This is a genomic window from Kitasatospora sp. NPDC008050 (assembly GCF_042957465.1).
Taxonomy (GTDB): domain Bacteria; phylum Actinomycetota; class Actinomycetes; order Streptomycetales; family Streptomycetaceae; genus Kitasatospora.
In genome coordinates, this window is sequence record NZ_JBIBIJ010000003.1 from 210,568 (window position 1) to 235,987 (window position 25,420).

At 71.6% G+C, this 25,420-nt stretch carries 22 protein-coding genes and 2 pseudogenes; 11 read left to right on the forward strand and 13 right to left on the reverse strand.

What is annotated here, in order from left to right:
- Window positions 1-3: 3 nt before the first annotated feature.
- Entirely contained in the window at window positions 4-285 is a 282-nt protein-coding gene (locus tag ACFZB9_RS07840; protein WP_391444668.1) for a hypothetical protein, read from the reverse strand.
- A gap of 260 nt (window positions 286-545) precedes the next feature.
- Window positions 546-2,123, reverse strand: a complete 1,578-nt coding sequence (locus ACFZB9_RS07845; RefSeq protein ID WP_391444670.1) for a threonine/serine exporter ThrE family protein — start codon at window positions 2,121-2,123, stop codon at window positions 546-548.
- A 252-nt stretch (window positions 2,124-2,375) separates the two neighbouring features.
- Between ACFZB9_RS07845 and rpmG the strand changes: the two genes are divergently transcribed.
- Entirely contained in the window at window positions 2,376-2,540 is a 165-nt protein-coding gene (gene rpmG / locus ACFZB9_RS07850) for a 50S ribosomal protein L33 (protein ID WP_207813749.1), read from the forward strand.
- 31 nt (window positions 2,541-2,571) lie between these two features.
- Window positions 2,572-2,841 carry a type B 50S ribosomal protein L31 gene (locus ACFZB9_RS07855; protein ID WP_391444672.1) on the forward strand — a complete coding sequence of 90 codons (270 nt, stop codon included), beginning with the start codon at window positions 2,572-2,574 and terminating at the stop codon, window positions 2,839-2,841.
- Between the two features lie 99 nt (window positions 2,842-2,940).
- Here the strand turns inward: ACFZB9_RS07855 and ACFZB9_RS07860 are convergent, their stop codons facing one another.
- From ACFZB9_RS07860 to ACFZB9_RS07880, 5 genes are all read right to left on the reverse strand, one after another.
- Window positions 2,941-3,411, reverse strand: a complete 471-nt coding sequence (locus tag ACFZB9_RS07860) for a hypothetical protein (RefSeq protein ID WP_391444674.1) — start codon at window positions 3,409-3,411, stop codon at window positions 2,941-2,943.
- Window positions 3,412-3,519: 108 nt separating this feature from the next.
- Complete coding sequence (locus ACFZB9_RS07865) at window positions 3,520-4,155, reverse strand: hypothetical protein (RefSeq protein WP_391444676.1); 636 nt, start codon at window positions 4,153-4,155, stop codon at window positions 3,520-3,522.
- Window positions 4,156-4,161: 6 nt separating this feature from the next.
- Window positions 4,162-8,679 carry a polymorphic toxin-type HINT domain-containing protein gene (locus tag ACFZB9_RS07870; protein WP_391444678.1) on the reverse strand — a complete coding sequence of 1,506 codons (4,518 nt, stop codon included), beginning with the start codon at window positions 8,677-8,679 and terminating at the stop codon, window positions 4,162-4,164.
- A gap of 420 nt (window positions 8,680-9,099) precedes the next feature.
- Entirely contained in the window at window positions 9,100-11,118 is a 2,019-nt protein-coding gene (locus ACFZB9_RS07875; protein ID WP_391444680.1) for a trypsin-like serine protease, read from the reverse strand.
- A gap of 607 nt (window positions 11,119-11,725) precedes the next feature.
- The gene (locus ACFZB9_RS07880) at window positions 11,726-12,778 is read right to left on the reverse strand and encodes a HEAT repeat domain-containing protein (RefSeq protein WP_391444682.1); all 1,053 of its coding nucleotides are present in this window, start codon (window positions 12,776-12,778) and stop codon (window positions 11,726-11,728) included.
- Window positions 12,779-13,128: 350 nt separating this feature from the next.
- Here ACFZB9_RS07880 and ACFZB9_RS07885 point away from each other — a divergent pair, with 350 nt between their 5' ends.
- Entirely contained in the window at window positions 13,129-14,082 is a 954-nt protein-coding gene (locus ACFZB9_RS07885) for an Imm49 family immunity protein (protein WP_391444683.1), read from the forward strand.
- Between the two features lie 382 nt (window positions 14,083-14,464).
- On the forward strand, window positions 14,465-14,854 hold the full coding sequence (locus tag ACFZB9_RS07890) for a hypothetical protein (RefSeq protein ID WP_391444684.1): 390 nt from the start codon (window positions 14,465-14,467) through the stop codon (window positions 14,852-14,854).
- A 35-nt stretch (window positions 14,855-14,889) separates the two neighbouring features.
- Here the strand turns inward: ACFZB9_RS07890 and ACFZB9_RS07895 are convergent, their stop codons facing one another.
- A complete protein-coding gene (locus ACFZB9_RS07895; protein WP_391444686.1) occupies window positions 14,890-15,033 on the reverse strand; it encodes a hypothetical protein in 144 nt (47 codons plus the stop codon).
- 38 nt (window positions 15,034-15,071) lie between these two features.
- Between ACFZB9_RS07895 and ACFZB9_RS07900 the strand changes: the two genes are divergently transcribed.
- From ACFZB9_RS07900 to ACFZB9_RS07920, 5 genes are all read left to right on the forward strand, one after another.
- Window positions 15,072-16,046, forward strand: a complete 975-nt coding sequence (locus ACFZB9_RS07900) for an aldo/keto reductase (RefSeq protein ID WP_391444688.1) — start codon at window positions 15,072-15,074, stop codon at window positions 16,044-16,046.
- Window positions 16,047-16,261: 215 nt separating this feature from the next.
- Complete coding sequence (locus tag ACFZB9_RS07905) at window positions 16,262-17,239, forward strand: AraC family transcriptional regulator (RefSeq protein ID WP_391444689.1); 978 nt, start codon at window positions 16,262-16,264, stop codon at window positions 17,237-17,239.
- A 595-nt stretch (window positions 17,240-17,834) separates the two neighbouring features.
- Window positions 17,835-18,659, forward strand: a complete 825-nt coding sequence (locus tag ACFZB9_RS07910; RefSeq protein ID WP_391444691.1) for a S1 family peptidase — start codon at window positions 17,835-17,837, stop codon at window positions 18,657-18,659.
- Window positions 18,660-18,700: 41 nt separating this feature from the next.
- The gene (locus ACFZB9_RS07915) at window positions 18,701-19,369 is read left to right on the forward strand and encodes a class I SAM-dependent methyltransferase (protein ID WP_391445179.1); all 669 of its coding nucleotides are present in this window, start codon (window positions 18,701-18,703) and stop codon (window positions 19,367-19,369) included.
- Window positions 19,370-19,433: 64 nt separating this feature from the next.
- A complete protein-coding gene (locus ACFZB9_RS07920) occupies window positions 19,434-19,721 on the forward strand; it encodes a DUF1905 domain-containing protein (protein ID WP_391444693.1) in 288 nt (95 codons plus the stop codon).
- A 66-nt stretch (window positions 19,722-19,787) separates the two neighbouring features.
- Here ACFZB9_RS07920 and ACFZB9_RS07925 read toward each other — a convergent pair whose 3' ends face one another.
- Together ACFZB9_RS07925 and ACFZB9_RS07930 are read right to left on the reverse strand one after the other, a co-directional pair.
- On the reverse strand, window positions 19,788-21,287 hold the full coding sequence (locus tag ACFZB9_RS07925) for a sodium:solute symporter (RefSeq protein ID WP_391444695.1): 1,500 nt from the start codon (window positions 21,285-21,287) through the stop codon (window positions 19,788-19,790).
- The gene (locus ACFZB9_RS07930; RefSeq protein ID WP_391444697.1) at window positions 21,284-21,544 is read right to left on the reverse strand and encodes a DUF3311 domain-containing protein; all 261 of its coding nucleotides are present in this window, start codon (window positions 21,542-21,544) and stop codon (window positions 21,284-21,286) included. Before ACFZB9_RS07930 ends, ACFZB9_RS07925 begins: the two co-directional genes overlap by 4 nt.
- Window positions 21,545-21,859: 315 nt before the next feature.
- On the opposite strand from ACFZB9_RS07930, the gene ACFZB9_RS07935 reads away from it, so the two are divergent.
- A complete protein-coding gene (locus ACFZB9_RS07935; protein WP_391444699.1) occupies window positions 21,860-22,165 on the forward strand; it encodes a hypothetical protein in 306 nt (101 codons plus the stop codon).
- Window positions 22,166-22,247: 82 nt separating this feature from the next.
- On the opposite strand, the gene ACFZB9_RS07940 is transcribed toward ACFZB9_RS07935, so the two are convergent.
- The 3 genes and pseudogenes from ACFZB9_RS07940 to ACFZB9_RS07950 form a co-directional block, all read right to left on the reverse strand.
- Window positions 22,248-22,916 carry a hypothetical protein gene (locus ACFZB9_RS07940; protein ID WP_391444701.1) on the reverse strand — a complete coding sequence of 223 codons (669 nt, stop codon included), beginning with the start codon at window positions 22,914-22,916 and terminating at the stop codon, window positions 22,248-22,250.
- Window positions 22,917-23,106: 190 nt separating this feature from the next.
- Window positions 23,107-23,759: pseudogene (locus ACFZB9_RS07945) on the reverse strand (ADP-ribosylglycohydrolase family protein).
- A pseudogene (locus ACFZB9_RS07950) lies at window positions 23,692-23,898 on the reverse strand (squalene/phytoene synthase family protein); the annotation flags it as partial. The pseudogenes ACFZB9_RS07950 and ACFZB9_RS07945, both read right to left, overlap by 68 nt.
- A gap of 428 nt (window positions 23,899-24,326) precedes the next feature.
- On the opposite strand from ACFZB9_RS07950, the gene ACFZB9_RS07955 reads away from it, so the two are divergent.
- Window positions 24,327-25,124 carry a maleylpyruvate isomerase family mycothiol-dependent enzyme gene (locus tag ACFZB9_RS07955; protein ID WP_391444702.1) on the forward strand — a complete coding sequence of 266 codons (798 nt, stop codon included), beginning with the start codon at window positions 24,327-24,329 and terminating at the stop codon, window positions 25,122-25,124.
- The last annotated feature ends 296 nt before the right edge of the window (window positions 25,125-25,420 follow it).

Here is a 25,420-nt window from a genome sequence, read left to right on the forward strand (position 1 = left end):
TGTTCAGCGGGCGTCGGACTCGTCGATCAGGTAGTGGAGTTCGTCGAACACCTGGAGCAGCACGATCAGGAGGAGCTGGTCGGCCACCACGAACTCCACGACGACGCCGGGCGCCGCGTAGGCCTTGCGCGCGTGCTGCTCGACGCCGAGCGGCGCGGTCGCGGTCTTGTGGTAGGGGTCGCGGGCCAGAACGGTGAGGGCGCGTTCCAGTAGGGCCCGCCGCTCCGGCGGCAGGGCGTCGATCGTTGCCCTGGCCTCTACCGTGTACTGCACCCTGTAACTCATGCCGACCACGATAGGCGACCGGCCACGCCAGACGGTAGCGCCGGCGTTGCCCGCCCGAGGTCAGGCCGCCGATGACCCTACCGAACTGGGCCGCGCAAGCGCGGGGTTGAGGCCGAGCCGCCCGCGTCCGGTCCACGTCCGCGGGCTGGCCAACACCCAGGCCCAGGTCCTGCTCGGCCAGGCCGACGGGCTTCGCCAGGCGCTGCACCACTGGGCCCAGCCGATCAGTGGGTCGTCGCGGTCACGCCGACGGCCGCCCCTCACCGACGGTGCCGGCCGCCCCTTCGGCCGACCGCCGGGGTCACCCGCGGCACCGGAAGGAACAGGCGGGCCACCTCCCGGCCCAGGCTCACGCCGATGGCCAGGGCCATCGCCATCGCGGCGGCGTGCCCGACCCGGCTCAGCCCGGCCTCCGACTCGCCCCGGACGAAGGCGAGCATCCCGAAGTAGAGCGCCGAGCCGGGCAGCAAGGGCCCCAGGGCGGCGGTGATGTGCGGCACCGCGGAGTTGCCCCGGTACCGGGCCATGAGCTGCCCGAAGAGTCCCACGAGTCCTGCGGCCACCCCGGTGGCCACGATCGACTCCCCGCCGGCGTTGACCAGCACGCCGTACGTCGTCCATCCGACCGCGCTGTTGAGCAGCACCAGCGGCAGCGTGCCCGGCTCGGTGTTCAGCAGCACCGCGAAGGCCAGGGTGAGCACCATCGCCGCCGCCAGTTGCAGGGGCGGGTCCATCTCCCCCGCCGGGGCCTCCCGGGCCGCCAGCGCGGCACCGTTGCTGACACCCACGTAGAGCACGGTCATCACGCCGATCACCACGCCCGCCATGAGGAACATCGCCTCCAGCAGACGGGCGGCAGCGGTGAGGTAGAAGCCCGCCAGGCCGTCCTGGACCGCCGCCACCATGGGCCACCCCGGCAGCAGCGCATACAGCCCGCCGGTGATGACCACCGATCCGCGCAGCTGCAGCCCGTTGAACGACAACAGGATCCCGATCGCCGCGGCCGGCGTCGCGGCGAGGACGAACTGGTAGAACTCCGGCAGGTCGTGGCGCGCCACCAGCGCCGCCAGCCGGCCACCCGCCAGGGCCGTCACGAAGGCGCTGGCGAACACCAGCCAGGCCCGGGCGTCGGCCCGGCCGCCGACCAGGAGCGTCGCGGAGCCGGCCAGCAGCCCGGAGGCGAGCACCAGGAGCCAGCCGGGGAACCGGTGGTGACGGCCGCTCACGGCCGCGAGCCGCCGGTGGGCCTCCACGACATCGACCGTGCCCGCCGTGACCTCCGTCACCAACCGGAAGACGGCGGCCAGCCGCGCGTAGTCGCCGGCGGGGCGGCGCACGGAGCCCTCGGCCGTCAGCGGCGGGTCCGAGGGGCCCGGCTGATAGGAGATCGTCACCCGGGTGAAGGTCACCTGGGGATCACACGGGCGCAGCCGGTAGGAGCGTGCGACGGCGAGCATCGCGGCCTCGACGTCCTCTGCGGCCTCGCCGCTGGCGAGCAGCAGTTCGCCGACCGACAGTGCGAGGTCCAGGACGGCAGCCGCCTCGGCCGGGTCGGGTCTGTCCCCCTCGGCGAGGTCCGGCGCGAGCGGCCGGTCGCTCGTCGGGGTGCGCAGCAGCGGCAGCATCCGGTCCGGCCAGGGCGCGGCGCCCGCGCTGTGGCGGGCTCGGGGGTCGGCGTCTGCATCCGCGGCCACGCCCGGGGCGGCGGTGGTCTCCTCCGGGGCTCGCCGGATCACGGCGGCGGGCCGCGGGCCGGGTGCCTGCGGCGGCACCCTTCCGGGCGGCACCGGCTGCCCGTTCGACTCGGCGTGCGCGCCGAGCTGGCCTTGTTCCGACACCGCCGCTCCTCGTCGTCCGCCGGGCGCGGGCGAGATCCCTCTGATTACTCTTTGCATTTGATGGGCTACCCATTGTCATGGCGAGTGAACGTTCCCTCGCCGTCACACCCCACCCGGAGCGATGCGGGGCACATCGAAAGCGCCCGACAGCTCCGCGCGCGCCGGGGCGGATGGCGATGACTAGATGAAAACGAAAACCATTACGGTATAGTGGGGTCCACACCGGAACGACAAGCACCGGGAAGGACCCCGATGGCCCGCAACGAACTGCGCCCGATCATCAAGCTCCGCTCCACCGCCGGCACCGGCTACACGTACGTGACCCGCAAAAACCGCCGCAACGACCCCGACCGCCTGGTGCTGCGCAAGTACGACCCCGTCGCCCGACAGCACGTCGACTTCCGCGAAGAGCGCTGACCGCCCGCCCCACTGCCACCCGGAGAACCTCATGCAGCCCGACATCCACCCCACGTACCGCCCCGTCGTCTTCCGCGACAAGGTCGGCGGCCTCAGCTTCCTGACCCGCTCCACCGCCACCAGCCCCAAGACGATCGAGTGGGAGGACGGCAACAGCTACCCCGTCATCGACGTCGAGATCTCCTCCGCCAGCCACCCCTTCTACACCGGCAACGCCCGCGTCATGGACACCGCCGGCCGCGTCGAGCGCTTCCAGCGTCGCTACGGCCTCACCGGCTCGACGCCCGGCTCCGCGGGCTGACAGTGCGTCAACTCACCTGATCCACCGGGGAGGAATGAGCTGACCCCCGCAGGGCGAGCCCCACCTGCGGCTACCTGCTCGCCGCTGGTGCAGCAGGCGTCACCTGCGGCGACGGCGCCCTTGCCGCAGGCGGTTCTCCCCGATCCGATCCTCCCCGCTGGGCCGCCGGACGGCCGTCGAGTTCGTCGGGACCGGCGCGCTGCTCACCGTCGTGGTCGGCTCCGCCATCCAGGCCTCCGAGCTCTCCTCCGACGTCGGCGTGCAATTGCTGGCCAACTCCTCGGCCTGGCCGCCGGACTGGCGCTGGTCACGGTGCTGTTCGGCCGACCGGCACCCACCACCGAGGACATCGTCGTGCCGCGTGACGACCAGCATGCCGCCGCCGGCCACTGAACCACCGACGAGCTGCGCGACAACCTCGTCCGCAACGCCCACCTGCCGACCTGGCCGGCCGACCACGTGACGGAGATCCAGCAACTCGCCATCACCCGACCCGAAACCCCCACGCCCACCGTCCTCGACATCCTCGGCCGCCCACCCCGCACCCTCGACGCCTTCCTGCACGAACACCAGGCCTGCTTCCGCCGATAGGACACCGCCTCAGGCCGCTCATGAAAGAAGGGCGCGCAGCCGGTGCGTGATCCGCACCGGCTGCGCGCCCGGTTCCCGTCGGCGGTCTCAGACCATCAGGTGCTCGTAGCCCTGGACGAGGAACTCCCCGTACTCGAACCGACGCCCGAGTTCGACATACCGCTCGTACTGCTTCCGGGTGATCTGCGGGCCGTAGGTGAGCGCGCGCAGGAGGTAGCGGAAGGCCAGGTCGGGGCAGACGTGGCGGGCGGTGTGGTCGAGCGCGGGCAGCACACCGGGGACGGTCTTCCAGGACGAGTCCTGCGCCAGCTCCAGGAGACCGGGAGTGACGATCATGATCTCGTCCAGGACAGCCCCCGTCAGGTGTCCGTACGGGCTGGGCGGGACCTCCTCATGACGATCGAGGCCCTCCCCCGCCAGCCGCTCCCGGCACAGCCGGATGATCCTCAGGAGCCAGTCGCGCGGGTCGATCCCCTCGGTCCGAAGCTCCAGACGGCGCTCGGTTCCCAGCGACCAGAGGGTTTCGAACACCCAGGTCGGTACGGCCGGGTCGGCCATCCGGAGCGCGTCGACGAGGACCGCCTCGATCAGGTACGGCGCCGTGCCGTCGACGTAGCGCGCCAGCGCCGCGTCCTCGGTGGACCACTCGTCCCGCCAGCTGTGGTGGAACACCTGCCCGAAGTGGGGCAGCCCGAACTCGTCTCCGCCATACCGATCAGTCATCACATATCACCGGCCGGCCAGGGGGTAGATGGAACTGACGGTCCAGTTCTTGCCGTTGTGCTTGTCCAGTGCCTTCACCAGCCGGACCTTGACCTTGGTGCCGGAATCGATGGCGTTGAGACTGCCACCCGGAGGGTACACCTTGCCCAGCGTGGTCAGGCGTTGGCCGTCCCTGATGACATCGACGTCGACGGTGATCTCCTTGAAGTCCGAGCCACCCTGCCCGAGCCAGGTGGAGATGACCGAGAGCTTCTGGTTGATCGCCGAACGCAGCGCGTCGTTGGCGATGCTGAGGTCGCCGAACACCCCGTTCGCGTCGGTGGCCGTGGTCAGCGCGGCCGCCTGGGCCGGGGTGACCCCGGCGGTCTGACCGTTCGGGCCGTAGGCGCCCTGTGCCACGTGCTTCTGGATGGTGTGGGCGCGGGGGTCCTGGTTCTTGCCCAGTTCGTCGCCCCACAGGTCGAAGCAGTTGTGGACGAGGATGCCGGCGCCCGCGCTCTGCGACCCGCGCACGTAGAAGGTGTGCGAGCCGTCGACGGTGAGGTCGTACACCGCCTGGGTGGCACCGGTCTGTTCGTGCAGGCCCGCCACCGGGTTGCGCACCCCGTCGCTGCCGACCAGGACGTCGCCGACGTGCAGGTCGGAGACCTCGCGCCAGCCGGCCCCGTCGACGTAGAAGCGGTGTCCGACGGTGCTGGTGATCCGGCCCGCCCGCTCGGTGTCGATGTCGACCAGGCGGGTGGTGGAGTGTCCGAAGGTGTCGGTCACCGGCTGGGGACCGGTGGCACCCGTGGCGGGGTCGGTGGCCAGCACGCGATCGCCGACCCGCAGGGTCTCGATGGCCCGGTCGCTGCCGTCGGCCATGATCACGTTCGTGCCCGCCGGGAAACTGTTGACCGGGCAGGCCGTGCGGGCACCCTGCGCGAGGTCGGCCTCGTTCTGGAGTTCGTTGATCAGGGCCCGGTCGACCGTGGGGTCGTTGCGCAGGGCCGCGAGCGCCGCGTCGGAGCCGGCGCCGTCCTTCAGGGTCAGCCGGAACTTGGCGACGTTGTCGGCCACAACGCCGAAGCTGTTGATCACGGCCTGGTTGTAGCCGTTGAGCGTCGCCTGGACGGCGCGCTTGGCGTCCTCGATGCCGATGCCGGTCTCCAGGGCGAAGCGCAGCGCGACGACGCCCTTGGCGGCCTCGGCCAGCTTGCCGACCGGGATGAGGGTCGACGCCGCCCACGCGCAGGAGGAGTTCAGACCCGGGTTGTTGAAGCACTTGATGAAGTCGCCGGCGACCATCTGCCACAGCATCCGGCCCGCGACCACGTTCGGGTCGTACTTGGTCTTGTAGTCCTGGTAGCTCAGGTCGACCGTGTTCTCGTACGGGGCGCCGTCCAGGTGCTGGGTGCTCAGGATGACGGTGTCCCAGGTCTGGTACTTGCCCTTGCACGCGTCAAGGGCGAGTCCCGCCTCCGGGCAGGTGTGCATCACGTAGTCGACGGTGCCGGAGACCTTCGCCGTGACCTTGACGCTGCAGACCAGGGTCCCGGCGCCGTTCTTGTGCCAGGTCTGGGAGCCGAACATCGCCGACCACATCCCGCTCATGCTTCCCGGGTCGTCGGAGATGCACTCGGACATGTCCTCCTGGACGTTGTCCGGCTTCATGTCGTCGTGGGGGACCACCTCGACGTAGTAGGCCCGGCCACCGTCGCCGCCGCTGCCGTCGACGCCCTCGGTGCCGGAGGTTCCGGCCGCGGTCTGGGCGGCGGCGGCCTCGGCCTGCTGCTTCTGCCAGACCGCGGTCTGGGCGTCGGCCGCGGCCTTGGCGGCTTCGTCGGCGCTCTGCTTGGCGGCCACGGCGGAGGCCTGGGCCTGGTCGGCGGCGGCCTTCGCGGTGGCCGCGTACTGGTGGGCCTGCTGGGCGTAGTCGGTGGCCATCGCCGCCGAGAAACTGGCATTGCGCGCCGCCGTGTTGGCGGAGGCGGCGGAGGCCTGGGCCTGCTTGGCGTAGGCGGCGGCCTGGTCGGCGGACGCCTTGGCCTGCTGGGCGGACTGGGCGGCCTGCGCGGCGAAGCCGGAGGCCTGGTTGGCGGACTGGCCGGCCTGGTTGGCGTAGCCGGCCGCCTCGTTGGCGGCGCCGCGGGCGGTGGCGTAGGACTGGGAGGCCTGGGCCGCGTACTGCCGGGCCTGGGCGACCGAGCCGTCGATGGTGGCGAGGTAGGACTGGATGGTGGCCACGTGGGCGGCGGTGACGGCGTCGCGCTGCTGGGCCTTGAGCAGACCGGTCTGCAGGAACGGCACCAGGCCGTCGGCGGGGCCGGACATGACGGCCTGAGCCGCGGCCTTGACCTCAGGTCCACCGGTCGCCATGGCCTGGCTGACCAGGACGCGGTTGTCGTCGTCGCGGGCCTTGAACTGACCCGTCGTCAGGAACGCGCGGACGTCGTCGATGGTGCCGTCCAGCGCCTTGCCGGCCGCCGCCTTCACGCCTGGGCCGCCGGCGGACATGATCTGGGAGAGCTGGACGCGGTCGTCGTCGTCCTTGCCCGGGTACTGCCCGGTGGCGAGGAACGCGCGGACCTGGTCGGGGGTGCCGACGGAGGCGGTCTCGGCGGCGAGGCGCTTCTCCAGCTTGCCGGGGGCCTGGGCGATCGCCATGACGCTGGTGCGGTCGTCGCGGTCGCGGGCCACCGTCAGGTTGGTGGTCAGGAAGGCCTGGACGGCGCTGTCGTCACCTTCGAGGGCGCTCTGGGCGGCGGCCCTGGTCCACGGTCCGCCGGAGTCCAGCAGGCGCAGCGCGACCTGACGGCCCTTCAGCACGGCGGTCCTGGGGTCCACCCCCACGGCCGTCGCGTCCTTGAGCAGTTGATCGGTGTCGGCGGAGAGCTGGGTGGCCTTGCCGGACTCCCAGGCGGAGGTCTTCGCCTTCAGGTCGGCCTCGCGGGAGGCCTCGTCGGCGGTGGCCATCTCGTTGGCCTGCTGGGCGTCGAGGCGCTCCTGGTCGCAGGCGCGGGCGATGTCGGCGACCTTGTGGGCCTGCTGGGCCGAACTCGCCGCGGAGTCGGCGGCGTTGCCGGCCGCCGTGGCGGCGGCCTGCGCGGTGTTGGCCCAGCTCGAGGAGTCACCGGCGTGCTTGGCGGCCTCCTCGGCCGCTGCCGCTGCGGCGTCCGCGTGCGCGGCGGCGTCGTTGGCGGCGCGTTGGGCGTCACCGGCCGCCGCGGCGGCGTCGTTGGCGATCTTGATGGTGGCGTTCGCGGCCCGGGTGGCCTCCGCGGCCGCGGTCCTGGCGCGGGCGGCGGCCTGGCGGGCCCGGTACGCGGCCGCGTCGGCGACGCCGGTGTAGCCGGCCGCGTCGGCCGCGGCCTGGGCGGCGGCTGCGGCGTTGGCCCCGGCCGAGGCGGCGGACTGGGCGGCGGCGCCGGCCTGGGTCGCGGCTTCCCCGGCCCAGGCACTGGCCTCGGCGGCGGTGCGGGCGTTGACAGCGGCATCGCGGGCGATGGCCGCGGCCTTGTTGGCGGCGTCGGCCTTGCCCGCGTCGCTGCCGGCCGCGGCTGCGGCACTGAGCGCTGCGGCTGCGGCGTTGCCTGCCTTGGTGGCGGCCGAGGCGGCGTTGGCCGCGGCGTTCGCGGCCTGCCGGGCGGCGTCGTTCGCGGCCTTCGCCGCCGAGGAGGCGGTCTGGGCGGCGTCCGCGGCACGGCCGGCGGCATCAGCCGCGCGTCCGGCGGCATTGGAGGCGTCCCCGGCCGAGTTCTGCGCGGCCTTGGTCTCGGCCGCGGCCCGCTCGGAGGCCTCCTTGGCCAGCCGGGTGGCGTCCACGGCCTGGCCGGCGGCGTCCTTGGCGGTCTGGGCCTGCGCCCCGGCCTGGGCGGAGGCGGTCTTGGTCAGGTCGGCCAACTGGGCGACCGTCAGCGTCTCCTGGTCGTGGGCGGCGGCGGTCTGGTAGCCGTACTGGAGGAACTGCTGGACATCGTCCATCGAACCGTCCAGCGCGGTGCCGGCGGCCTTCTTCACCTCCGGTCCGCCCGAGGACATCAGCTGGGAGAGGTGGACCCGGTCGTCGTCGTCACGCGCCTTGAACTGGCCGGCGTTGAGGAACTCGTTGACATCGTCGAGCGTGCCGTCCATGGCCTTGGCGGCGGCGGCCTTCACCCCGGGGCCGCCCGCGGACATGATCTGCGACAGCCGCACGCGCTGGTCGTCCTCGTAGGCCTTCTTGAGGCCCTTGTCGAGGAAGGCCTGCAGGTCGGCGGCGGATCCGGCGAGGGCGGCGATGCCGGCCTCGCGCACTCCGGGGCCCGAGCCGGCGACCAGTTCCTCGATCTTGGCCCGCAGGTCCTGGTCGGCGGCCGTGGCCTGCCCCTTGGCCAGGAAGGCCTTCAGGTCGTCGTCGGAGCCCGTCAGCGCGGTCTCCGCCGCGCGGCGCACGGTCGGGCCGCCGGCCTGCCACGCCGCCACCGCCTTCACCCGGTCCGCGTTCGGCCCCGTTGCCGGCGTCACGTCCGCTGCCGCCGCCGGGATCGCGAGCAGCCCTGTCAACAGGCTGCCTGCCACGAGCCCGGCCGCGAACCGCGGTCGTAGTGATCGTGATGCCAGAGACATCCTCATCGAAATCTGCAATCCGTTCTGTTCAGGCACCTGGATGCCGTTCAGCCGCCGGCATCTGCGCCGGCGGCCGTGGAAACGCGTGAGTCTTCCGGCGTGGCTCGAAGGCGCCACGCCATACCGTCTGCCGCACCGCCTGCCGCACCGTCTGCCGCACCGTCTGCCGCACCGCCGGAGCGGGCGGGGCGTCGGACGGTGCCTGCGTCAAGTGCCGTGCGCCGACCGGGGCCTGCCCTGCTGCCCAGTGGGAGCGGGCCGGTCTCGGGTCGGGACGGTCTCGGGACGGGACGGTGTGCGGTGGGGCCGTGGCGATCCGGCCTCGGCCCCACCGCGAGTTGTCCGGTGCTGCTGCGGTCAGAGGGTGCCGGCGATGACGCTGCCGGTGTGGCTGCCGCTGATGCCCTGCAGGTTGAGGGAGGTGGGCGCGCTCCAGTTGCCGTCGGCGAGGCGTCCGGCGGTGATGACGCGGTTGTCACTGGTGGTGACGGCGAACTGCACGGTCCCGTCGACGGCGGCGGCACTGATACCGGTGGCGGTGACCTGGCCGAGCAGGCCGTTCAGCGGGCGGAACGGCTGCCAGCTGAGGTTGGGGAACCAGATGGTGTGGTACTGGTTGGCGCCGTTGTCGGTGACGACGGCCAGGTTGACGGTGTCGCCCTGGGGGGCCATCGCGACCGAGGTCACGGGCCCGGTGCTGCCTGCGGCGGCGGCAACCGATCCCCACTTGCTCCACGTCCCGTCGGCCATGCGCCGGGTGTGGAAGACGTTCCCGCCCGAGACCACGGCGACGTGGAGGGCGCCGTTCGCGCCGGCGGTGGCGACGGAGGTGATGCCGCTCAGCGGGCCACCGGTGGCGTCGAAGACGTTGCCGAAGCCGCTCCAAGTGCCGTCCGCGTGGCGGATGGTGTGGTAGAGCTTGCCGTCGGCGACGACCACGACCTGGAGCTCGCCACCGGTGGAGGCGGCGGAGACCTGGGTGATGTTGCGAAGGTCACCGACATAGGTGTTGAGGTCGCCGAAGCTGCTCCAGGCGCCGCTCAGCGAGCGGATGGCGTGGTGCAGGTGGCCGTCGCCGCCGAGTACGACCACGTGGGTGTCACCGTTGATGCCGGCGGCGGTGAGGAGCTTGACGCCCCCGATGTTCCCGGCCTTGGCCTGGACGTCCTCGAACGGCGTCCAGGTCCCGTCGTAGAGGCGGGACGCCTGGTACAGACCGGCGTCGCCCTTGACCAGCGCCTGGGTCTTCCAGCCGATCGCGGTCGCCCGCACCTGCTGCACCCAGGTGGTCACGTCGTCGACGCGGGTGGCAGAGGCACCGGTGCGGGTCTCGGCGGCGGGGACGCCGAGGCACCCGCCCTGCCAGGAACGGGAGGCGACGGCGGCGATTTCGACGGTGCCGTTCTTCTCCCGCAGCAGCGGGGCCCCGGCATCACCGGCGCAGATCGCGGCCGCCCCGGCGGCGGGAGCGGTGTCGATACCGGTGGCACCGACGGCACCGACGGTGTGGGTGGTGGTGTGCACCTTGAAGGGCGCCCACTCGGTGGCGGTGCGCCCGTAGCCGGGCACGCGCAGGCTCTCCCCGGCCGTCGGGGCGCCGGTGGCCAGGACCACCGGGGTGACACCGTCGATCGGGGTCGCGAGGCGGGCCATCACCAGGTCGCGGTCACCGCGTGCCACGAGCTCGGCGATGGCGACACTGTGGCCGCCGACGGTGGCCGTGCTCGCGGCCTTGGGCGCGCCGGAGGGAGCGTCACCGAAGCAGCCGCCCGAGGTGAGGACCCATGAGCGGTCGACCAGGGTGGCGGTGCAGGACCGCGCGTCCGCACCGCGCCCCGGCTGGCCGACCGTGACGGTGCCGACCGCCGGGTAGTCGCCGCCGGGAGCCGGCGCGGCCGGGCCGTCGGTGGCGTTGAGTTCGACCAGGGCGGTGGCGCTGCCGGTGGTCCCCTCCCCGATCGGCGTCCAGCCGTTCTTGGCGACGTCGAAGCTGCTGACCGTGCCGGCGCTGTTCAGCGTGGCCTTGATCGTGTGGTCGTCGCCCTTGATGTTGTAGATCTGCGGGATCTCCAGCGCCAGGTAGCCGGTGGGCCCGGTGATCCGGAAGCACACCTGGCTGGGGTTCGCGGCCCGGCTGAACAGCTCCACCAGCCCCGGGCCCGAGGCACAGTCCGCGAGCACGATGTGCCCGTCCCCCGACTTGAGGGTGATGTGCCGGTCCGCCAGGACCTTCGCGGCGTCGGGGTAGGAGAAGTCCTCCACCGCCGCCGGCGGCGCCACCGGCTCCGCAGCCGTCGCCGTGGCCGGCCAGCTGGCCATCACCGGTATCGCCAAGGCCGTGACCAACGGCCAGACCACATTTCGACCCACACGCACGACGAACTCCACAGATGACATGCCCGGGAAACGTCACCGCCCCCGGGACCTGCACGATAAGAAACCTCGCGGACGGTAGTGGCTGAAATTCGTACACGTCAACAGAAGGAGGCTCACCCCGGCACCGGGTCACCGACGAATGGTCAGCCCGCGTATGCGTGAAGGACATCGGCACCCGGAAAACCATCCCCGCAATGCGGATGATTCAGGACAATCCACGACCGCGGGCATCACCCGCCGGGCCCTGACCTGTGACGAGCATCACCGATGCATGACCTGCTCAAAACAGCTTCTTTACCTGATGAAGGCAGTTCGGTGACGCCTGATGAGGCGGCCGACGTCGAACCCCTCCGACCGGAAGGGCTCGACTGCGTACGATGCACCATGGGCAGGCGCGCGGGTCCCGGGTCGGCTGAGCGAGGTTTTCAGGACACGTCCTGCGGGCCCTGGCGGCCGCCGTGCTGGAACGCGGATGGCGGGCCGTGGTCACCGCCCGAGACCCCCGCACGGTCGCCGACGTGATCCGCGGGCACGACGAACGCGCCATGCGCCAGTCCGCCACCACCATCGACGACTACGCCCCCACCGCGGGCACCCGGCCCGACGCTCAGCCTGAGGACTCCGAGAAACCGTCAGCCCGCGGTCCGCTCCCAGCAGAACCAGTGAGGTCGGCCACCACCAGCTCGGCCGCCCGCACCGGGTCCCCGTCGGCGCGGGTGAGCAGTGCGGCCGCGTCGTAGCTTGCGTCGACCGTCTCCCGGTGGGTCACCTGCATCCGGTACACCGACTCGTAGCGCGGTGAGCTGAGCGCCGCGCCGATGTCGGGGCGCAGCCGCTCCAGCTCCACGACGACCGTCCAGGCGTCGTCCTCCATCCGGGCCCGCCGCACCGGGTCGCAGGCCGCGATGGCCCGGTCGGTGTCGGATCCCTGGAACTCATAGGCGGCCAGGGCCGGCAGGAGTTCGGGAACGCCCAGGATCTCCGCCGCGTCCAGGGTGAAGATCTGGGACCCGTCATCGGAGTCCAGCAGGTGCGCGATCAGTGGGACGGCCCGTGGGTCGTGCCGTCTGGCCAGCCCTCGCGCGCCCTCTTCCCGGACCGTGCTGTCCTCATCGGTGGTGCACTTCCACAGCGCGTCCCTGATGGCGGTCGTGTCCTGCTCCAGTTGGAATCCCAACGCGAAGGCCGCCCAGTTGCGGACCTCGGGGTCCTGGTCCTGGGTGAGCCGGATCAGCGCACGGACGTCGGGCCCGTCGGGCAGTCCGCTGACGACGGTGCCGAACGCCAAGGCGACCGTCCACCGCATCTCGGCGTCCTCGTGTCCGGAAAGCCTCACCAGCACGGGAACGCCGCGCGGGTCCTGCGCCGCGCCCAGGCCGACAACGAGGGAACGCAGCACGCAGACCTCTGTCTCCACCTCGGCCAGCGCCACCAGGACGGTTGCCACCTCGCCACGTAGGGACTCGTGCCCGCTGGCCACGCTGCGCACCAGATCGCCGCCCACCTTCCGCTCCAGGACCTCGGCCGACGCCAGCAACCTCAACCCCCAGCGCAACGCGGTCTCCCCGCTCCCCCCCTTCGCCGCCGCCCAGACCAGGTTCCAGTAAGCGTGCCCGTCGTCGTCCGCCTCCGAGACCTGCGCCACTCGCGCCGCAGTCATCAAGCGCCCCGCAAGCCCCACCGCGTTGTTCATGCGCGCATTCTTACCCGGACGGCCTGCTGCCGGGTACTGGATTCCTACGCCGGACCCGCAGCGGCACTCCAACCGACTGCCTCAGCAGTAGGCCTCGACCTTCGAGGTGCTGCTCAGCGCTTGAGGAGGCCACGCGGCAGCCAGCCGCCCTACCTCCGAGCCCGGTCGTTTACGGCCGCGTCAAGTTGACAGATCCCCATCTCCTGCCCGCTCACCGTCTCTCCTGCTGCCGGATCCTGCGGCCGGCCCCGGGTGATGTCCGCGCCCTCTGATAGCGTGCCGCGTCCGGTGGGGACGATCATGAGAGGGCGACAGCCGTGCAGGAAGTGGAACGCCATGAGGTGGATGGGCGGCACACGGCCCAGGCACTCGACGGCATCAGCGGACGGACCGTGGAGCGGTGGCACTGGATGCGCTACGTCGACCCGGCCCCGGAGAGGCTGCAGGAGTTGCGTGACGAGCTCCTCGACCACGTCGCCGCCCGCACCCTGGCGGACCCCACGCTCGACGAGTCATCACGCTCCGCCCTGCGGACCGCGGCGGAGTGCTCCCTGGGAGTGCTGAGCGTCGGCTGCTTTCCCAACGGCGATCAGGAGATCGTCTTCCCGCTCATCGGCGAGAGCCTCAGCAGCGAGGACATCGCGTTCGGCGCCGTCATCGAGCACGCCCCCACGGCCAGGACGTGGGTCGACACGTTCGAGGTGTGCGTGATCAGCGGCTCGGTCTGGGAGTGGCGGCGGGTGATCGGGCTACTGCTGCGTTACGACTACGCACCCGCGATTCGTGACGGGGTGCCGTACTCGAAGCTGAGCTCGACATCCGATCCAGCGGACCTTGCCGCGATGGACGCGCTCTGCGGCTACCTGGCGCAGGAGCGCGGGCACCTGCCCCGCGGCTGGCCCACCGTCACCCTCTGCAAGCCGGACGCCGACGAGCGGGCCGAGGCCGCCCGGCACCTGGACGCGGCCGGTCCGTTGACACCTGACCAGCTCCTCCTTCGCGTACTCCTCGACGACGACCAGCCCGCCTTCGAGCGGGCTCTCGTGGCCCGGCTCATCGAGCACCGGGAGAACCTGGACTCCGATCCCGCCCCCAGGACCCTGCTGCCACTCGGCGCCCTGGCCCTGGCCGCCCTTGCGGTCCAGGTGCACGGATGGGAGTTGGACATCCGGTCCGGCTATCTGCCGCAGGACCTGCTGGGTTCGCCGGATGCGCTGCAGCGGGCGGCGGACGCCGGCGGGAACGACCTGGGCAACTGGGCTGCCATGTAGTCAGTTCGGAGACCGTGAACGCCTCAGGCGCCCATCGGGTGCCGAGCGGCTCGGGACGTTGCCGCTTCGATCGCATCCTGCGCTGCACGAAGGCTCCGTCTACAAGACCGGAGTGCTCCCCGGCCCGCCCCAGCCGCGCACCCTGGGCGTCCAGCGGCGTCCTGCCCGTTCGATCGAGATCGGCGACCGAGGGCGTCTGCCGGATCTTCGACGCCTGGGAGCAGTGCTGACCAACCGTCAAGTCCGGTGGTGAGTAGGGCCTACCGTCGGCGGACCGGACCGGTCGGCGCCTACTCCTCAGTGAGGGGGGCAGCGGGTGACGGCGTCGGAGCCGTGGCCGAGCATCTTCGCGCTTGTCGCATCGTCATGAAATTGCTATCTGGTGCAGCACCTGGGCGAGGGGCGCCGCGCCTGGGCCGCCACCATCGCCGCCGGGCCTGACGCCACGGCCAAGTCCGCACCGCAGGGCGACACTGCCGCGCCTCAGGAGCGCGAGGCCCTGCTGGCCTGGCCGCACGAGCCCGCTGCCGTCGACTACCACGTCACCGAGGGCCGCTCCTGGCGCAACTGGCTCTCCGACGACGGCGCACGGGCCGCCCGCCTGCCCGCACCCGCCACCGCCGAGGGCTCGGACGCGGCCGACGCCTCCGCCCGAGGCACGGCCAGTGAGCTGGTCCTCGCCTTCTACGGCCGCATTCCGTTGGACTCCCTGAAGCTCGACGGCAATCGACTTCTCTTCGACCAGCTCGTGGACTGGGACCCGGAGCGGTAGGGCCGGGCAGGGCGGGTGGCCCAAGCCGGGAGCGGTCACAGTTCCACGAGCAAACCGGCGAGCACCAAGTCGAGTTCGGCCCCTTCGGCGGGCCCGGAGGACCACGCGGCGATCGCCCGGTAGTGTCCGGAACCGGGCCCGCCGTCGGCCTCGCGGGCCACCACGGGGGAAGCGTTCACCGCCCCCGCTCAGCCAACCCCGAGCGAACGGAACAACCGTGAAGCACATCAAGCTGCGTGACCTGGACGTTTCCCGGATCGGCCTGGGCGCCATGGGCATGTCCCACGGCTACACCGGCGCCGGAACCGACGACGCGGAGTCCGTCCGCACCATCCACCGCGCCCTGGAACTGGGCGTCACCTTCATCGACACCGCCGAGGTCTACGGCCCCTTCGTCAACGAGGAGCTCGTCGGCCGCGCCCTGCAGGGCCGCCGGGACCAGGTCGTGCTCGCCACGAAGTTCGGCCTGGTCTCCCACACCGGCCGCCAGGGAGCCCCCGACAGCAGCCCCGCCAACATCCGCGCCGCCGTCGAGGGTTCCCTCAAGCGACTGGGCACCGACCACATCGACCTGTACTACCAGCACCGCGTCGACCCCGGCACCCCGATCGAGGAGACGGTCGGGGCGCTGTCCGAGCTGGTCGCCGAGGGCAAGATCGGGCACATCGGGCTCTCCGAGGCCGGACCCGACACCATCCGCCGTGCCCACGCCGTCCACCCGGTCACCGCCGTGCAGTCCGAGTACTCGCTGTTCACCCGCGACCCCGAGGCCCGCGTGCTGCCGGTGCTGCGCGAGCTGAACATCGGCTTCGTGCCCTTCTCGCCCCTGGGCCGCGGTTTCCTGACCGGCGCGATCCGGTCCACCGACCAGTTCGACCCCACCGACTTCCGTGCCGACAACCCCCGGTTCACCGAGGAGAACTTCCAGCACAACCTCCGCCTGGCCGACCAGGTCGCGGCCGTCGCCGCCCGGATCGGCGCCACCCCGGCCCAGGTCGCACTCGCCTGGCTGCTGGCCCAGGGCGAGGACATCGCGCCCATCCCCGGCACCCGGCGCGTGGCCCGGGTCGAGGAGAACACCGCCGCCGACGCCGTCCGCCTCACGGACGAGCAGCTCACCCAGCTCACCAACCTCCCGCCGGCGGCAGGGGACACGCACAACGAAGCCGGTATGCGCATGATGGAACGCTGACCCTCCCGCGCTCCGCCGGCGCCCTGCACCAGCTCCCCGTGGCACCACCGCCTCGACGGCGGCCCACCCGGCAGAACGGCACCCTCCCGATCGGATGCCTGGTCACCGGACGGGATGATGTCGGGTGGGAAGGCCGTGCCGACCGGCAGGAGGCCGAACTGCAGAGGGAGCGAAGAGTGCCCGCGACGACGGGGAGCGTGTTCCGGGGTGAGGGCGTGTCCGAGAAGGAGCGATTCGACTGCTGGCGGGAGCTGATCGGGCGGACCCGGGCCAGCGAGGTGACCAGTGCGCACGCCGACGACTTCAAGGCGGAGATGCGGCGGCTCGAACTGGGGCCCGTGACCCTGCTCAGGACGTCGTTCCCGCCGGCGCGGTTCTGGCGGACCGAGCGCATGGTGCGGCAGTCGGATCCGGAGGTGTACCACCTGACGCTGCTGCTCGACGGAGGCCTGACGCTGATGCACGGCGCCGATCGGACAGCGACGTTCGGGCCGGGCGACCTGCACATGGTCCACAGCTCGCAGCCCTTCGACCTGCGGTCCTTCGGCGCCCGCACCGCCGGCCGGGAAGACCTCCGGGTCGAGGCGGTGGGCATCGACTTCCCCGCGTCGCTGCTGCCGCTGCCGCCGCACCGGTTGCGCGACCTGCTGGGCCGGGGGTTCTCGGGGCGGGAGGGCACGTGTGCGCTGCTCTCGGACTTCCTCGTCGGCCTGGACCGGCAGGCCGCCACCCTGGGGTCCGCCGAGGCACCCCGTCTGGGATCGGTCGTGGTCGACCTGGTGGCCGCCTGGCTGACCCGGGAGCTGGACGCCGAGGCCGCCATGCCCGACGATGCCCGGCGGCGGGCCATGATGCAGAGCATCCGGGCGTTCATCCGACGCAACCTGCACGATCCCGAGCTGTCGCTGCCCACGATCGCCGCCGCGCACCACATCTCCGTCAGCTATCTGCACCGCGTCTTCACCCAGCAGTCGCGCGGCGAGACGGTCGCTGCCTGGATGCGCCGCGAGCGGCTGGAGAAGGCGCGCCACGACCTGACGAACCCCGCACTGTGCGGCATGTCGATCCACGCCGTCGGCGCCCGCTGGGGAATCCCCCGCGCCTCCGACTTCAGCCGGGCCTTCCGGGCCGCCTACGGCCTCTCGCCCAGCGAGCACCGGCACCAGGCGCTATCCGAGCAGGCGGGCGGGTAGACCCGGAACCAACGAACTGTCGACGCGGTGCCAAGGAGCTGTCGACGCAGTGCCAACACGGCCGGTCGGCGTCCTGACATGCTCATCGAGCAGCACCGCGGCGGCAGGCCGCCCTCCCTTTTCTCACCGGATCACCCGGCCGAGCGCGGAGGGTCGGCACGGGCCGACCGGTCCGGTACGCCACAGGGGAGCGCGCCGGGCCGGTCGGCCGCCGTCCTCCAGTGGCGCTGTCCCCGAACACTTCGCAACGGAGGACAAGTGAGCATCGCCCGCGAGCCCGCGACCCGACGAGTTGGCCAGGCTCCTGGCCGCGGCAGTGGGGCCCCGGCAGCCCCGGGACACTCCGAGCCGGGCTGCGTGCGGTCGGACACCTCCTGGTGCTGACTGCGGACCTCGCCAGGAGGCGGATCCGCGCCCGGACAGCCGACGGCACCGGGGAGGCGGAGTTGGGCCCGCTGTCCTGGGAGAGGACGCCGGGCCCAACTGCGTGCGGTGGGACGGGACCGGCGGCGGCCGAACCCGTTCGCGTCGCACCCATTTTTGAAGCTGCCGTGATGATACAGATGCCACCAGGAGGACTACTCGTGGAGGTTTGATGAAGATCAAGAAGTTGGTCGCCGCGTCGGCAGCCGCCGCCCTCGTCGCCGTCGTGACCGGCATGAGCCCCGCCGCCGCGCTGGACCGCCGACCCGGGGCCGGAGCCCAGCAGGCCAGGATCATCGGCGGCAGCGAGGTCGAGGAGGGGGACTTCCCCGGTACGGCCGCGATCAGCGCCGGTGTCGGACCGTCGACGGAGTTCTGCACGGGGACCCTGATCGCCCCGCGCTGGGTCGTGACGGCCGCTCACTGCGTCTTCCCGACCGATGACGGCCATGCGACCGTTCACGTCGGATCGACCGACCGCACCAGTGGTGAGGTCGCGCACGCAGTGGCCATGTACCGGCATCCCGACTACGAGGGCCCCGGTCCCTTCGACGTCGGGCTGATCGAGCTCGACCACGCCGTCGACGTCGAGCCGGCCAAGTTCGGCTCGCTGCCTACGGCGTTCCCCCACTCCTACCCCGTCATCGTCACCGGCTGGGGGCGTGTCTGCAACGGCGACGAGCCCGAGTGCACGGCTGATCCGATCTATCTCAAGTACCTGAAAACGGGCGTCGAGACGCCGGCGAACTGTCGTCCCGCCGAGGGTGACTACCAGTCCTCCGTGGATCTCTGCATCGCCAGCAAGCCCAGGGCGACACCCTGCTTCGGGGATTCGGGCGGACCGGTGTGGCTCTTCCAGCAGGAGAGATGGGTACTCATCGGCAGCATCAGCCGCGGCAGCGTGCCGGACTGCGGCGACAGTGACACGCTCGCGACCAATCTCACCGACCCCGACATCAGCGGCTGGATCGAGTACCACCTCCACGGCGACAGCTGAGCAGGCCGGCGCCGGTCGGCCTCATTCGGCGGGTGACGCCTGTGTGCGCGGGGTGGCCACGGCCTCCACGGCTCTTCGGGGACGTGCGCGGCAAGTCGGTCCTCGACCTGGCCTCCGGCGCCGGCTTCTACAGCAGGGAGTTCAGGCGGCGCGGCGCCACGGAGGTGCTCGGAATCGACATCTCCGGTGCCATGGTCGCCGCGGCACAGGCGTTGGAGGAGCAGGATCCGCTGGGTGTGCGCTACGAGGTGGGCGACGTGTCCGAACTTCCGCCCCTCGGGCGGCGCTTCGACGTCGCCACGGCGGTCCAGCTGCTCAACTACGCGCAGGACGTCGCCGCCATGGAGCGGATGTGCCGCAACGTGCACCGGAACCTGGCGCCCGGCGCCGAGTTCTTCCTGCTCAACCAGACACCCGACTACCGCTTCGACGGGCCGCCCCTGGACAAGTACGGCTTTCGCGCCGAGCTGACCGGCGAGGAGGCCGAGACCGGACCACACGTCCGGATCACGGCACTGCTCGACCCGCCGATCGAGTTCGTCTCCACCTGCCCGCGCCGCGAGGTCTACGAATCCTGTCTGCGGGCGGCCGGATTCAGCGAGGTGACCTGGGTCCCGCTGGAGGTGTCCGAGGCGGGCGGGCAGGCGCTCGGTGCGGACTTCTGGGCGGACGCCAACCCCCCGCTGGAGATGCTGCGCTGCCGCGCCTGACGACAGCCGTCACCTCAGGTACGCTGGGCGCGATTTTGGCCCTTCTGAGGAACGGACCGGCTCCTTGGACCTCGTCTTCGCCGCTCACGTGATCGAATGGCGTGGGCCCTCCCCGTTCTACTTCGTACCTGTGCCGCAGGAGCAGTCCGCCGCCATCCGTGAGGTGGCCTCGATGGCCACCTACGGTTGGGGTGTTGTTCCCGTCGAGGCCCGGATCGGTGGGATCGCCTTCGCGACCTCGCTCTTCCCGAAGGACGGCGGCTATCTGCTCCCGCTCAAGAGTGCCGTGCGCAAGCCACAGGGCCTCGCGCCAGGGGCCGAGGTGACCGTCGCGATGACCGTTCGCCTGTAGCGCCGGGCGCGGCTCGCAGCGGCCACCGGCGGCCGGCCGCCGACGTTGACGATGACGATGACGGCGCTACTCGCCGCCGTCCGCCACCGGCACGGTGACCGGTCCCGCCGCCGCGCCGCGCCGGGCGGTGACGGCGCGGGTGAGCGCGGAGACGGCGAACAGCACGACCAGGTTGACCGCCAACGCGATGACGCCGACGTTGAGGTCCTTCACCGGCTGCGGCAGGCCGGGCAGCAGCTTGCCGACGGTGGAGCTGGTGAGCGTGACCGCGGCCACCGTGGCGACGCCCGCGAGGATGCCGGCGGCCGCGCCCTGCTTGGTGATCAGCCGCCGGGTGGGCAGGCTGAACAGCAGGGCCGGGAACAGCTGGGTGACCAGGGCGTAGCCCATCAGCAGCAGGTTCACCAGGGTGCTGCCGCCGTTGAAGGCGAAGAGCAGGGCCACCGCCGCGACCACCAGGACCAGCGCCTTGGCGAGTCGGCCGACCGTCTCGTCGCTGGTCTGCGGCCGGGCCAGGCGGAAGACGCTGTCGGCCAGGCTGGTGCCCGAGGCCATCAGCAGCAACGAGCCGGGGACCAGCGCGGTGAGCAGTCCGGCGGCGCCGACCACACCCACGAACCAGGGGTCGAAGGTCTTGACCGTGATCCGCAGCAGCGAGAGGTCCGCGTCGGAGCCCTTCAGGCCCGGGACGGCGATGATGGCGGCGAATCCGGCGAAGAAGACGAAGAGCAGGATCAGCTGGTAGAGCGGCAGGACGATGGCGTTGCGGCGGAACACCTTCGGGTTCCTGGCGCTGTAGGAAGCGCTGAAGGTGTGCGGCCACAGGTAGAAGCCGAGCGCGGAGAGCAGGACGGTCGAGGCGAACCAGGCCGGGCTCTGCCCGCGGTGGGGCAGCGTCAGGAAGCCGGGCTTCGCGGTGTCGATCTGGTGGAACATCGCGCCGATGCCACCGGAGTAGTGCACGGGCAGGTAGATGCCGAGGAAGACGACAATGCCCAGGATCATCGTGTCCTTCACCACCGAGGTCCACGCGGAGCCGTGGATGCCGGAGACGGTGACGTACCCGGTGAGCGCGACGGTGCCGATGACCAGCGCGGTGTGCGGGGACAGGTGGCCGTAGGAGGCGCTGGAGACGATGATGCTCATCCCGGTGAGCTGCAGCACCAGGTACGGGACCATCGCCACCACGCCGACCAGCGCGACCAGGGCGCCGAGCGCGGGGCTGTCGAACTTCCTGGCGTAGAAGTCGGCCTGCGAGATGAGCCGGTGTTCCTTGGCGTAGCGCCAGATCGCCGGCAGCAGCCAGTAGGAGAGCACGTACGCCAGCGAGGCGTAGGCGAGGATGTAGAAGGCCGGACCGCCCTGCCCGTACGCCCAGCCCGAGGCGCCCAGGAAGGTGAACGTGGTGTAGATGTCGCCGGCCAGCAGCACGAAGACGAAGACGCTCCCGAACTCCCGGCCACCGACCGACCACTGTTCGAGCGTCATCACCTTGCCGCGCCGCGCGCGCAGTCCCAGGAAGACCGCCAGGACCAGGAAGGCGGCGATCACCATCAGCGCGGTCACGGCGTACCCTCCGCGAGGTCGGCGGCGTCGGCCGGGTCGGTGTCGGCAGGGTTGGCCGGGTCGGCGGACTGCCGGTTGCCCGGGTCCAGCCGGTAGACCAGCGCCATGGTCACGGAGCTGAGGACCACCCACAGGACGATCCAGAAGAGGATGAACGGCATCCCGAGGACGTAGGGCGTCATGCGGTTGGCGAAGAAGATGCCGCCGAGGATCCCGAGGAAGGGAAGAGCGCCGAGCAAGGCAAGCAACAGCCCCATCGGCCGCGTGGGACCGCGCTCGGTGTCCGGACTCCTGGTGGGTCCTGGGTTCATGGTGGGTCCGGGCTCATGGTGGATCCCGTCGGGAGTGGTCGGGACTGGCGTGAGATGCAGGCAACAAGCGAGCTTGGCCGCGGCCTGCGACCACTGTCAAGACCATGTCACCCGTCGGGGCGACATCAGCGGTTCCCCCTGGCGTGACCCACGAGTTGCGGCTACCGGAGCGCCCTCACGCCACCCGCGCGCCCCACCCGGCTGCCCCAGCTGCCCGGGTCCCGGCCGTGCCGTCCCGGCGCATCCGGCGTTGAGCACCATGTGAGTCATCCACCTCTCCCCCGCACCACCGACCCCCGCATCGCCTGGTCCGTCAAGGCTGCGGCCCCGCCGGCCACCGCGAGTTCACCGGTCACCCACTGGGCACTGGCCGGTGCCGACGACACCCTGCAGATCGACGCCTGCGCCGCCAACTGGGCCGAACTCGCGACCGCGCTCTCCGATGCCGACGTACCCCTGCAGGTCGGCGACACTGCCGTGCTGCGCATCCTGGCCAAGCTCGACGAGCCCACGGTGATGGTGCTGGCCCGCTGGATCCGCACCACCGGCCGCCCATCGCCGATCTGATCGGGTTCCGGAAGGCCGGTGGGGGTGGCAGCCACGGCTGCCACCCCCACCCTCGTTCACTCCCCCGGTGCCTACCCGGTGATCAACCGGCAACCTGGTAGGTGCCGCGGCCCACGCGCTGGACGCGGGAGGACTTCACGAGGCGCTCGAGCGAGGTCCGGACGGTGTTCATGCCCGCGGCGGTGTCGGCCCGACCCAGCGCGCCGGCAACCTCGCGGACCTTGACCGGGCCGGCGGCCGCGGTCAGGTGCGCCACGATGGCCTCGGACACCCCGGGCACACGCGACGCCGACGCCACGGGCGCAGGCGCGGCCGCGGCCGCGGTCTTGCGGGTGGCGCGAGCCGGCGCCTTGGCCTTCACCGGTGCGGGCTTCTGCGCACGGGGCTTCTTCGCTGCCTTCTCCGTCGCCCGGGCCGCCTTGACGACCTCGGCCTTCGGCGCAGCGGCCGGCTTCGGCGCGGTGGCCGCCTTCGACGCACCGGTGCGGGTGCGCGCAGCCTTCGGTGCGGGCTGCTTGTCGGCGTCCGCCACAACGGCGGACTTCTTGGCGGCAGGTGCCTGCTGGACAAAGGCGGCGTCGGCCAGCGAGCGCAGGCTCTCCAGGGCGGTGCGCGCCGCGTCCAGCCGCTCGGAGGCCGAGTTCAACTCCGCCTCCAGCCGACGCCGCTCCTTCTCAAGGAGCGGCACCTCGCGGTTCAGCAGGGTGATGGTCGCCTCGACACCATCGTGGATCTGGGGCTTGGTTGCCAAGGGATGGCCTCACTTCATCGTGCCGTCGCCGCCACAGGTGTGATGGACAGCAACGACTGTACGGGGCAAATACCGCGCAAGTGTACAGATCCTCCACCAATGTGATGACATCGGGAGCAAGTCGTCCCATCTGGGCCGGAGCGGCACGGTGCCTTGCGCACTGCGCCGACAGCTCCAACACCCGCCCCTCCTACGCGTCCCAGGCCGCGCCGAGGGCCAGCAGACGCTCGCGATACTCGATGACCTCCACCCAGTCCGACGGCCACGCCACCATCCCGTGGCAGGCCCCGGCGAACGCCCCGGCCAGCGCGGCGATCGAGTCCGAGTCGCCGGAGGAGCAGGCGGCGCGGCGCACCGCGGTCACCGGGTCGTCGGGGTGTTGGAGGAAGCAGAACAACGCGGTGGCGAACGCCTCTTCCGCGATCCATCCCGCGCCGGTGGCCAGACAGGGGTCGGCGTCCGGATCGGCGACGGGCAGCACGTTCTCGACCCGGTCGAGAACGGCCAGGCACTCCGCTCGCTGGCCTGCTGCCAGGCCCCGCCCCGGTCCAGTGCCTCGCAGGCCCGCAGACAGGTCCCACCGGGAGCCCGGTTGTTGTCCGGCGAGTGGTACCAGGTCAGGAAGTGCTCCCGCACCGCCGGCTCCAACCGCTGGGCGGTGAGCGGGCCGGTCGAGAGCACCGATCGCAGTGCCTCGCCGAGCGCGAGCGTCATCTGGGTGTCGTCGGTGACGTAGGTGCTCGCTGCAGCCACTCCGCAGGCCGGCCTCCACAACGTCGCGCCAGTCCTCGAACGCACCGGCCCGGGTCTCGCGAGAACCGGTAATCCTGTCCGCGATCTCATCGGTACAGCGTGCGAAGCCGTACAGCGCCCAGGTGAAAGGGCGCTTCCGGGTGGGAAGAAGAGCAGACGCGGCATAGAACTCCAGGCCCTCCGCGTCGATCAGCATCCGCCGGCAGTACGCGAATGACGCTCGTGTCATTGCCGCACCGGTCCTGGTGATGCCGCATGCCCATGCGGACAAGGGCTTCGATTCGAGTCGGCCCAGTGCGACGCCGGCGAGGTCCACGAGAGTGCGCTTGGCATGGCACTCCGGATACCTGGGTGCGCAGGCAGGCGGGACGAGCACCGGCAATCAGTCGCGCGCGCTGACCAAGTCACACATGACACAGAAGACATGGCTGATGAGCCGGTCCGCAACGATGACGGTGACGTGATGTGGTCCACGACAGATGTACCCGATCAGCACAGCAGGACGGCACTGGGCGCACCGCCACCACCAGCGTCCTCGCAGCAGCGCGCAGCTTGTCGCCCGAGGGGCGGGAGGCAAGGACCACGCCCGCAACGGCCAGACGCAGCGCCTGCGAAAATCGCTGTCCCCTGACCGGAGCACGGTGATAGACATCCGGCGTGCAAAAGACTCTTGAGTTCCCTGACCTGCTGCGACTGATCGATGAACGGTCGACCGCCTTCCGCGCCGCGGTCGCCGCCGCACCGAGTCTCGACGTTCAGGTGCCGGCCTGCCCCGAGTGGACGCTGTTCGATCTGGTGGAGCACCTGGGAGGGGGAGACCGTTTCTGGGCCGCCGTCGTCAGTGCCGGGCCTGGCGACGCTCCCCCGGCCGAGGCCACCGCCGCGCGTGCCGCCCTGGAGGTGCCGCGGGAGCGTGAGGCCCTGCTGGCCTGGCTGGCCGCGTCGACGCAGCTGCTGCTGAGCGCCCTGCGCGAGGCAGGGCCGCGGAGCGGTTGCTGGACGTGGTGGCCCGTGTCGCAGTCGCCGCGGAACTCCGGTGCGGTCGCCCGGCACCGGGTCCAGGAGACTGCGGTGCACACCTACGACGCCCAGGTCACCGTGGGCGCCCCGCAGCCGCTGCCGGCCGAGGTGGCACTCGACGGTGTCGAGGAGTTCCTGTTCACCTGCTGCGCAACGCCGAGTGCCTGGCCGCACAAGCCCACGGCCTTCGACTTCCACGCCACCGAGGGCCGCTCCTGGCGCCTGACGGTCGACGGCGACGGCGCACGCTCCACTCGCATCCCCGCGCCCGGTGCCACGACCGGCGAAGGCCTGGACGCAGCCGGCGCCTCCATCCATGGCACGGCCGGTGAGTTGGTCCTCTTCTGCTACAACCGTATCCCGGCCGGCTCCATGCACGTTGACGGAGACGCAGGGCTGCTCGACCTGCTCCGCGCCTGGGAGCCGGAGGAGTAGGACGTAGCGGCGGAGACGGCCGGCCGCGCCTCGCACCCGCCAGGACACGACTTCCCGCCAGGTCCGTCGGACGACAACGGCCGCTGAACCACTCCGCGACCGCTGTGCCACCCCGACCGCCACCGTCACCGAGCCGTGTGAGCAGCCGGGTCCCACCACCACCGCGCCGCAGCCCTGCCCGCGCGACAGCCCCCACCGGGAACCGCTCGCGGGCAGGACCGCCGGCCGCCGGGCCGTTGTGCGGTCATCGGCCTGCCGGCCACCGCTCACCGTGGCCCGGCAACCGTCATGGCCCC

What these genes read in the sequence shown, in the direction of transcription:
- ACFZB9_RS07855 (WP_391444672.1), top strand. Translation starts at nt 2,572, where the DNA reads ATGCAGCCCGACATCCACCCCACGTACCGCCCCGTCGTCTTCCGCGAC.
- ACFZB9_RS07930 (WP_391444697.1), bottom strand. Translation starts at nt 21,544, where the DNA reads ATGGGGCTGTTGCTTGCCTTGCTCGGCGCTCTTCCCTTCCTCGGGATC.
- ACFZB9_RS07840 (WP_391444668.1), bottom strand. Translation starts at nt 285, where the DNA reads ATGAGTTACAGGGTGCAGTACACGGTAGAGGCCAGGGCAACGATCGAC.
- rpmG (WP_207813749.1), top strand. Translation starts at nt 2,376, where the DNA reads ATGGCCCGCAACGAACTGCGCCCGATCATCAAGCTCCGCTCCACCGCC.
- ACFZB9_RS07865 (WP_391444676.1), bottom strand. Translation starts at nt 4,155, where the DNA reads ATGACTGATCGGTATGGCGGAGACGAGTTCGGGCTGCCCCACTTCGGG.
- ACFZB9_RS07910 (WP_391444691.1), top strand. Translation starts at nt 17,835, where the DNA reads ATGAAGATCAAGAAGTTGGTCGCCGCGTCGGCAGCCGCCGCCCTCGTC.
- ACFZB9_RS07880 (WP_391444682.1), bottom strand. Translation starts at nt 12,778, where the DNA reads ATGACTGCGGCGCGAGTGGCGCAGGTCTCGGAGGCGGACGACGACGGG.